At 44.4% G+C, this 7,455-nt stretch carries 8 protein-coding genes; 4 read left to right on the top strand and 4 right to left on the bottom strand.

What is annotated here, in order from left to right; all coding sequences use genetic code 11:
• On the bottom strand, positions 1-135 hold a 135-nt coding region (locus PX482_RS01975; RefSeq protein ID WP_288122009.1), incomplete at its 3' end, for a DUF2887 domain-containing protein.
• Here PX482_RS01975 and PX482_RS01970 point away from each other — a divergent pair.
• A complete protein-coding gene (locus tag PX482_RS01970; protein WP_288027480.1) occupies positions 134-295 on the top strand; it encodes a hypothetical protein in 162 nt (53 codons plus the stop codon). The two genes, PX482_RS01975 and PX482_RS01970, sit on opposite strands and share 2 nt — an antisense overlap.
• 5 nt (positions 296-300) lie before the next feature.
• Here PX482_RS01970 and PX482_RS28010 read toward each other — a convergent pair whose 3' ends face one another.
• A complete protein-coding gene (locus PX482_RS28010; RefSeq protein WP_002760323.1) occupies positions 301-426 on the bottom strand; it encodes a hypothetical protein in 126 nt (41 codons plus the stop codon).
• 187 nt (positions 427-613) lie between these two features.
• Between PX482_RS28010 and PX482_RS01960 the strand changes: the two genes are divergently transcribed.
• Genes PX482_RS01960 through PX482_RS01950 form a run of 3 tightly spaced genes read left to right on the top strand, consistent with a single transcriptional unit; the run spans position 614 to position 4,517 of the window.
• Positions 614-2,524 (top strand): heavy metal translocating P-type ATPase, encoded by a 1,911-nt coding sequence (locus PX482_RS01960; protein ID WP_002760321.1) that lies wholly within the window; start codon positions 614-616, stop codon positions 2,522-2,524.
• 20 nt (positions 2,525-2,544) lie between these two features.
• On the top strand, positions 2,545-3,825 hold the full coding sequence (hisS, locus tag PX482_RS01955; RefSeq protein ID WP_002760319.1) for a histidine--tRNA ligase: 1,281 nt from the start codon (positions 2,545-2,547) through the stop codon (positions 3,823-3,825).
• Positions 3,826-3,866: 41 nt separating this feature from the next.
• A complete protein-coding gene (locus tag PX482_RS01950) occupies positions 3,867-4,517 on the top strand; it encodes a hypothetical protein (protein ID WP_002760318.1) in 651 nt (216 codons plus the stop codon).
• Between the two features lie 245 nt (positions 4,518-4,762).
• On the opposite strand, the gene murJ is transcribed toward PX482_RS01950, so the two are convergent.
• Together murJ and PX482_RS01940 are read right to left on the bottom strand one after the other, a co-directional pair.
• A complete protein-coding gene (gene murJ / locus PX482_RS01945) occupies positions 4,763-6,490 on the bottom strand; it encodes a murein biosynthesis integral membrane protein MurJ (RefSeq protein WP_002760316.1) in 1,728 nt (575 codons plus the stop codon).
• Positions 6,435-6,971: a hypothetical protein gene (locus PX482_RS01940; RefSeq protein ID WP_288122008.1), complete on the bottom strand. Its 537-nt coding sequence runs from the start codon at positions 6,969-6,971 to the stop codon at positions 6,435-6,437. Before PX482_RS01940 ends, murJ begins: the two co-directional genes overlap by 56 nt.
• Positions 6,972-7,455: the final 484 nt, after the last annotated feature.

The raw sequence follows: 7,455 nt of genomic DNA, 5'->3' as shown, positions 1-7,455 counted from the left end.
GCGAAAAGATAGTTGTTTCACCTCTACGGAGGAAAATCGATAGAAATTGGCTAATTCCCTGGGAAAGTCGATTAACTCAAACAGAAGATCGGGAAAGGTTTGAAAAAGTCGGTAGAAAATCGTGTCGGTTTTCATGAGTTCAATCTATTCCGCTGGTGCGTCACGGGGTTCTGGAGGAGTATTTTTGACTTCTTTGGGGTTAATTGCCTTCGGACTGCCAATAAAGAGCGATTTTAGCCAATTCCATCGCTTTTTTAGTAAGGATAGCATCGAAGAAAAGCGGAAAGGAAGATAAGGAAATTATATCTCTACTGGCGAAAGTCGTCCCTCTACCGGTTCAAATTCGTCCTCTAATAGCCAATTTTCCGTTTCCTCGTAACTCGCACCGGTAAATACCACCTGATAACCCTCAGAGGGAGCGTACACGCGATAGTTTCCTGAAGATTAAGCCAGTAAAAGCAAGATATAGGGAGGAGAGCATCGGATCGATCCAAACCTCGGCAAAATTCCAATTATTATCAGCTAAGTTGGCTGCAGGGGATAACGTCCTAGGGGTTTTCTGCATCGATCTAATTTTTTCTAGAATGGGGAGAAAAGTAATTGCCATCGCTCCATGATTCAGAGTATCTCGTCCTCTTGGTTGTCTGAGTATTCCTCGGCAGTTGCCGCAGGAATTTGCGCTATTTTAGTCTTTTTTGGTTGGTTATGCCTACACTTTAATCTGATCGGCCCGGCTTTTATCCTACTAGCGATCGCATATCTGGTGGGAGGATACGAGAGTACCCAAGCAGGATTGACGACTTTATGGGAGGAAAAAGAACTAGATGTGGACCTCTTAATGATTGTAGCGGCCTTGGGGGCGGCGATTTTGGGACTCTGGGACAGTAATTACTATCTCATCATCGATGGAGCCGTTTTAATCCTGATTTTCGCTATTAGTGGTGCATTAGAACAGATTGCCATGGCGAAAACCGATCGCAATATTCGTTCTCTCATGGCCATGACCCCCGATACTGCTAGATTAATCACGGGAGACAGGGAAAAAAAGGTTCCTATCAAGCAATTACGGATCGGTGACACAGTTTTGGTCAAACCGGGTGAATTAATCCCCATTGACGGCATTATTATGGAGGGAAACAGTCCCATTAATCAAGCGCCAATTACCGGAGAATCGCTTCCCGTGGATAAAACCATCGGGGAAGAAGTCTTTGCGGGAACTCTCAACGGTGCAGGAGTGCTACGTTTAAAGGTGGAAACTCCCCCCGAAAGTCGCTTAATTGAGAGGGTGATTCGTTTGGTAGAAAAAGCACAAAATGAATCCCCTCCCTCCCAACAGTTTATCGAAGGTTTCGAGCGGGGTTATGCGAAAATTATCGTGATTTTGGGCTTAATTTTCGGGATTTTACCGCCTTTTTTCTGGGGTTGGACCTGGGAAACCACCATCTATCGGGCCTTAATTTTTCTCGTGGTGGCTTCTCCCTGTGCTTTAATGGCCTCAATTATGCCAGCTTTGTTATCGGGTATCGCTAACGGGGCAAAACAGGGGATTTTATTCAAAAATGGCGCAAGATTGGAGATGATCGGCCGCATACGAGCGATCGCTTTTGATAAAACCGGCACTCTCACCCTTGGTAAGTTGCAAGTGGTGGAAATTATCCCTATCCATGCAGTCAGCGAAAATGAGGTGTTAGCGGTGGCTGCATCCCTAGAATCCTGTTCCGAACATCCCATCGGATCCGCTATTACCGCCACAGCCAGGGAACGTGGTATAAATTTCTTCAGTGCTAATCAGGTGCAAGCGGTATCGGGACGGGGTATCACGGGAAAAATTGCCGATAAGTCGGTATCTGTGGGCAATTTTGCCTATATTCGTGACCATATTTCCGATCTTGACCAGAATATCCTAGCTATGCGCGAACGTTTACAAAAAGAAGGCAGAACCCTAGTTTGGGTAGTACAAGAGAATCAGATAATCGGGGCGATCGCTGTGTCCGATACCCTGCGGGAATCGGCAGTTAATCTGGTGAAGCAGCTAAAAAAGATCGGTATCGAACATATCGTTTTAATTACGGGTGATAATCAACAAAGTGCCGATAAAGTTGCTGAAAAACTCGGCATTGAGGAGGTTTACGCTGATTTACTCCCCGAAGATAAGTTAACCGTTATCCAAAATCTGCAAGAAAAATATCACACTGTCGCTATGGTGGGGGATGGCATTAATGACGCGCCCGCTTTAGCTATGGCTAATGTGGGGATTGCCATGGGAAAAGCGGGTAGTGATGTCGCTTTGGAAACGGCCGATATTATCCTTATGTCCGATAATTTAGCCAAAATTCCCAGCGCGATTAACCTCGGTCGTCGTGCCAATCGCATCGTTAAACAGAATATCACTTTCGCCCTCGCGTTTATCGGCATATTGCTAATAGCCAATTTTGCCGGTGATATAACTTTACCTCTTGGTGTCATCGGTCATGAAGGATCGACGGTATTAGTGACTCTAAGCGGTTTAAGATTGTTCAAATAGGGATAAAAATACAGAGAACTATGGGCGAAATCCAGGCAATCCGAGGCACAAAAGATATTTTACCGGCGGAGGTCGGTTACTGGCAGTGGTTAGAGGAAACTGCCAGCAGAATTTTAGGGACTGCGCTGTATCAAGAGATACGAACTCCCATTTTTGAACAGACGCAACTTTTTGAACGGGGTATCGGGGAAGCGACGGACGTGGTAGGTAAAGAAATGTACACTTTCCTTGATCGCGGTCAACGTTCCCTGACTTTGCGACCGGAGGGAACGGCTGGGGTCGTTCGCGCCTATATTGAACACAAATTACAGGCCGCCGGAGGAGTACAAAGACTCTGGTATAAGGGGCCGATGTTTCGTTATGAACGTCCGCAAGCGGGTAGGCAGCGACAGTTTCATCAAATCGGGGTCGAATTGTTGGGAAGTGATGACCCTAGGGCGGATGTGGAAGTAATTACCCTTGCCAGCGAGATATTAAAAGCTGTGGGGCTAGAAAACCTAAAATTAGACCTTAATTCCCTGGGAAATGCCCAAGATAGGCAAAATTATCGTCAGGCTTTGCTAGATTATTTGACTCCCTACAAAGCTGATTTAGACGCGGATTCTCAACAGAGATTAGAAAAAAATCCCCTGCGAATTTTGGATAGTAAGGACGAGAAAACCAAGATTATCTGTAAGAATGCCCCCAGTATTCTTGAACATCTCGGCAGTGATTCTCAAAAGCATTTTGAACGGGTGCAATCTTTACTAACTGATTTGGGAGTTATCTATAATCTTAATCCCTGTTTAGTGCGAGGATTGGACTATTACACCCATACGGCCTTTGAAATTCAGTCCGATGATTTAGGCGCTCAAGCCACGGTTTGCGGTGGTGGTCGTTATGATGGTTTAATAGCTCAATTAGTCGGTCCAGACACACCAGCAGTGGGTTGGGCGATCGGTTTAGAACGTCTGATTATATTATTACAACAAAAGCAATCTTTATCTTTTTTGGTTCCCGATTTTTATCTCGTCTCCAAAGGAGAAAAAGCTGAGGCCCGCAGTGTGGTGTTAGCGCAACAATTACGCGGATTGGGGTTTAGCGTTGAGTTAGACTTAAGCGGCAGCGCTTTCGGAAAACAATTTAAACGGGCCGATCGAGCTAAGGCGGTGGGCTGTATAATTTTGGGGGATGCTGAGGCTGAAAATGGCACGGTACAACTGAAATGGATGGCCACCCAAGAACAAATTAGTCTAACCCAAGCGGATTTATTGACACAAGCAAGGGAATTAAAAGCGCAAATCTCTCGGCACAAATCCTAAGTTTTAGCGTCATGGCCAAACATTAGGCCTAGGCTAGGATTATGGAATTTATACTGCAAAAACAAGGGGAGAATCACGGACACACAATTTCTAATAATTCTCTAGAAATTGTCTCGGGAAACTATCGTCTCTTGGCCCGTCTGGATTCTCCTTTTGCTCATATTGAAGTGCGTATCGATTACGAATCTCCCGAAAGTAGTGAAAGATATACTCATTATTATCGATCGGATGCCGGGGGTTGGCTGGAAATTTTTTCCTATCGAGATTTGGGAATAGGTAGCTGGAAAATTCGCTGTTATGGGGATATTCTGGCAGAATTGGGGGGGCAAGGTTGGCAAGAAATGTTAACTTTAATTGTTACTCCTGTTAAGATCAATTATCTGGCTCAATTAGAACAGTTGATTAAAACCGAAATTGAACCTTTATTAGCACGAGAATCCTCTCCAGAGATGGTAAAATTAGAACTGGCCGATTTAACCAATAATTCTGCCTTTGTTTTTGATTTATGCCTACCGGGGCAAACAATGACCGCTAGGGAAGGGGTAACTCTAGAACTGCCGGAACCTGCTAATATGAAAAAGAGCCTTCAAAGTTTATCTAATCGCAATTCTGCACCCCTACCCCCGAAAATATCCGGTTCTAATTCTCGCCGAAAATCACCGCAACTGCCCCCAATTCCTAAAAATAAATAGGGTTTGCTGAATAAATGTGAAAACCTTGTTGGGTAAAACTTTTAGACCTTTTGCCCATCAAAAAGTGCCGACCCTTGGAGTGATTGGGGGGAAAATTCAGGTACTTTTTCCCTGAAAATTAGATAATTGACCAGATGAAAATCGGTAAAACCCTACACCCTACACCCTACACCCTACACCCTGCCCCCAGAAAAAACTTTTTCAGCAAACCCTATGTAATGATGAGGTGAGGCAGCAACTTAAACCTAAGATTTTTTCAAGAACTTCTGACGAACTCGCGAGATTAATAGGTCTAATTCAGGTAACTTCAATAACATCGCACCGAGGAGGAATAAACCCACCGCTACGGTTGAAGCAAAACCTAACTGTAATAATTGTAAGAAAATATTACCAGCACCGAAAACCTTTTCCCATCCCCAACTAGCTCCCCAACTAGCAACACCAGAAAGCATTGTAATTACCGTTAATCCCAATAAGGATAAACCCCATTCTCCTAGAGGTAAACCCCCTAAACGACGATTTAAAATTACCGTAAAAATGCCCATAGAAAGGATATTAACCCCCACGGTTGCTAAAACAATCCCCGGAGTACCAAAAGGTCTATACAAGAGGAAATCCAGCACACCATTGAGAAAAATATTCACCATACTCACCTTAAAGGGAGTGTCACCATCACCCAAAGCATAGAACACTCGTACTAAAACATCGCGGCCGAGATAGAAAAACATCCCGAAACCGTAGGCCATTAATACGGGAACCACCTGTTCCGAGGCAGCCAGATTAAAGGCACCCCGTTGATAGATAACTCGCACTACCGGGAAAGCGAGGGCGATAAAGATAGCGGTGAAGGGTAACATGGTTAAAGCCGTCAATAATAAACCCTGACGGATTTTTCGCTTCAATTCTCCCCAATTTTCTGGTTCCGTCAGTCGAGAAAATATCGGCATAAACGGCACGAGAATCATGTTAGACATGATGCCCAAGGGCGTGAGAACGATAAAACTGGCGTAACGCATGGAAGCGGCGGCATTTTCGATAAAAGAAGCGAAAAAGAGGTCAGTATAAACGTTAATATGCAACATTCCCGAAGATAAGGTCGCCGGAATCATCACCCGCAACACCTCCGACACCCCCGGAATCCGCCAATCCCAACGAAATGTTAATTTTCCTAAACCTGCCTTGACTTGTGCGCCTACTTGTGCCAACCATTGCCAAAGCGCCCCAACGAGAGTACCGCCGGCGAGGACAAAACCCCCCAGTTGCACATATTGCGGCTCATCAATGCGATCGCCAAGTGACCAGGCCAGCAAACCCACCCCGATAATCACCGCCACACTGGAAAAAAGCGGACTGAGACTCGGTAGCCAGTATTGGTCCGCCGCGTTGAGAGTACCGAAACCGATGCCGATTAAACCAGCTAAAACCGCCATGGGGGCCATAATTTGCAGTTGTTGAATGGCCATGCTGCGGGTGGCGGCATCTAAACCGGGAGCGAGAACATCGATAAAAATATTGGCAAAAACGATTAAAAAGACGGTGACAGTTAATAAAATCGCACTGACTAGGGTGGTGACAGTCTCGACAATCGGCGCGGACTCGGATTTATCTCTTTTGGCCAAAACACTGACCAAAGCACTGTGAAAGGGGCCGTTAATGCCACCGAGGAGAATTAACAGAAAACCGGGGATAACGTAGGCAAAAGCGTAGGCGTTCACCACCGGCCCGACACCGTAGGCAGCGGCGATTACCTGTTCGCGGACTAAACCAAAAACCTTACTGATTAAGGTGGCAACGGCGACAATTCCGGCAATACCGGCTAAGGAACGGGTAGCTTTCTTATTAATGACGACACCTCGAAAGAAAACAACTGCATTGATCGATTTTACCCGTTTCTGTGTTCCCGTAGAAAAGCGATCTCTAGTTGTCAAATTTAATTTGACTGGAATGTATAACACCCATTTCCCCACAGACATTCGTATAATACCAAGAGCCAACTGAACCATAAATATTGATGGTTCTACGTTCTCTGACTGAACAGATGATATTGCCATTGGGGGATGTTCTCACATTTGATGGTGGAGAAAACACTATTGCTGTAGCGATTCTTGATGTGGATTGAGAACTATTAAATCTGTAACTACACACCACCTCTAGCATTGTTTGAGTCGCCTGAGAGCGGGGACGATGAATTTGTCTTTCGGGAAAAGTCGTCCAAGTTCCGTTATCACAATTAGCTTGGCTAACCAGTCGTTGATTTCCTAAATAATAAACGAAGTCAACACTACGCGAACTAGCCGGAACAATCGAACATAAATCGATGTTAACGCTTTTTCCCGTCACAGCAGTTCCGGCAAAGTAATTACAAGTTTCAGCCAAAACTATATTCGGTTTTGCCCAGGAAGCACCGATTACCATTGTCAAAGATAGACTAGAAATCAAAATAATTTTTTTCATGGTTGATTTGACATTTTCTGGAGGCTTTTTCTGAGATCATTTTATACTCAATTGAATTGCGGCTAGAACCTGATGGCGACAAAATATTAGTATTTTTTATCTAATTCTCTGTTCCCGTAGAAAAGCGATCGCTAGTTGTCAAATTTAATTTGACTGGAATGTATAACACCCATTTCTCCATAGACATTCGTATCATACCAAGAGCCAACCGAACCATAAATATTGATGGTTCTACTCTTGATTACAAAAATCGCCCGTTCAAGAAAACTTAACAATGCCACCAGCGATCGCAGTTTTAAAGTTTAATTAACAAGAAGATAGTGATCGCACTGGATGAAAGTATTTCTGGCTCTTCGTTACTTGTTATGGTTCGATAGGGGGGCATAAATCGACTAAATCCTTATCTGGCAAGAGACTTAATTGATTAGTTCGCTCTAGATAAAAAACAATTGACAAAAATCGCTAAATGCCTTTCTCTATAAGG

The sequence above is a fragment of the Microcystis sp. M53602_WE12 genome (assembly GCF_030065455.1).
GTDB lineage: Bacteria > Cyanobacteriota > Cyanobacteriia > Cyanobacteriales > Microcystaceae > Microcystis > Microcystis aeruginosa.
Note: the sequence above shows the minus strand (reverse complement) of the source record. Positions and strands in the feature narration are given on the sequence as shown.

Coding starts and splice junctions, on each gene's coding strand:
- PX482_RS01970 (WP_288027480.1), top strand. CDS start 134: ATGAGTTCAATCTATTCCGCTGGTGCGTCACGGGGTTCTGGAGGAGTA.
- PX482_RS01960 (WP_002760321.1), top strand. CDS start 614: ATGATTCAGAGTATCTCGTCCTCTTGGTTGTCTGAGTATTCCTCGGCA.
- hisS (WP_002760319.1), top strand. CDS start 2,545: ATGGGCGAAATCCAGGCAATCCGAGGCACAAAAGATATTTTACCGGCG.
- PX482_RS01950 (WP_002760318.1), top strand. CDS start 3,867: ATGGAATTTATACTGCAAAAACAAGGGGAGAATCACGGACACACAATT.
- murJ (WP_002760316.1), bottom strand. CDS start 6,490: ATGTCTGTGGGGAAATGGGTGTTATACATTCCAGTCAAATTAAATTTG.
- PX482_RS01940 (WP_288122008.1), bottom strand. CDS start 6,971: ATGAAAAAAATTATTTTGATTTCTAGTCTATCTTTGACAATGGTAATC.